Below are 1,206 nucleotides of genomic sequence, written 5' to 3' on the forward strand. Positions count from 1 at the left end.
CGCGGTGGCGCGGCGCTGGGGCACCGCGGAGGGACCGGCGTACGCGGCGGTGCCCCGGGACGAGGCCGCGCTGACCCGTGTCGCGGACGCCCTCGACGGTGCGGATACCCTGCTCCGGCAGCGCTGACCTCCCCGTCGGCGGAACGCCCGGCGCTCGCAGCCCGTGGCGTCCCCGCCCCACGGACCAGGACCGGCGACCGCCGCCCCGGTCCGCCCAACCCGCCCCGCAGGAACGGACGTTGAGTACATGGCAGTCGTCCCGCCGCCCAACTCGCAGCAGGAGATGCGCCGGCGCAACCTCTCCCGCGTGCTGTACGCGGTGGCCGGTGCCGGTCCCGTCTCGCGTGCCGCCATCGCGGCGCGCATAGGGCTGACCCGGGCGTCGGTCTCCACCCTCGTCGAGGAACTGCTGCGCGCGGGCTTCCTCGTGGAGTTGGGGCCGGGGCGCTCCGGCGGCGTCGGCAGGCCCGGCAACGCGCTGTCGCTCACCGGCATGGGCCCGTGCGGACTCGGCGCGGAGATCGGCGTGGACCATCTGACGGTGTGCGCCGTCGACCTCGGCGGGCAGGTCCGCGCCCGCTCGGTCGAGGAGCGGCCCAACGGGGAGGCGGGGCCCGACTCCGTGCTGCGGCGCCTGAGTTCGCTGCTCGACCAGGTGACGGGGGCGGCGGGCGCGGCCGGGCTGCGTCCGGCGGGGCTCGCGGTCGCCGTGCCCGGACTCGTCACCCGCGGATCGACGACCGTCGCACGGGCGCCGAACCTCGGCTGGTACGAGACGGATCTCGCGGCGCACCTCGGCGCGGCCGTGCCCGGTCTGCCGCTGACGGTGGAGAACGAGGCCAACTTCGGTGCCCTGGCGGAGCTGTGGCTCGGCGGCGAGAAGGGGCGGACCTGTCCGGAGTCCGCACCGCTCGACTTCATCCATGTCTCCGCCGAGGTGGGCATCGGCGCGGGCGTCGTCCTCGACGGCGAACTCCTGCGCGGCACCCGGGGGTTCGCGGGGGAACTCGGACACGTACCCGTGCAGCCGGACGGTCCGCGCTGTGCGTGCGGGGGTTCGGGGTGCCTCGAACAGTACGCCGGTGAGGCCGCGTTGCTCCGTGCCGCCGGTATCTCCGTACACGGCGCGGGCGGCCGGTCGGCGGCGCTGGCGCGGCTGCGCGCGCTCGCCGACGAGGGCGACGAGGCGGCACTGCGAGCGCTGCG

General features: G+C 76.5%; 1 protein-coding gene. It reads left to right on the top strand.

Annotated features, from left to right (window positions below):
- Positions 1 to 247: 247 nt before the first annotated feature.
- Positions 248 to 1,206: ROK family transcriptional regulator (locus AN218_RS29565; protein ID WP_070020149.1), on the top strand; the 959-nt coding region annotated here is incomplete at its 3' end.

It is taken from the genome of Streptomyces nanshensis (assembly GCF_001751255.1).
Taxonomy (GTDB): domain Bacteria; phylum Actinomycetota; class Actinomycetes; order Streptomycetales; family Streptomycetaceae; genus Streptomyces; species Streptomyces nanshensis_A.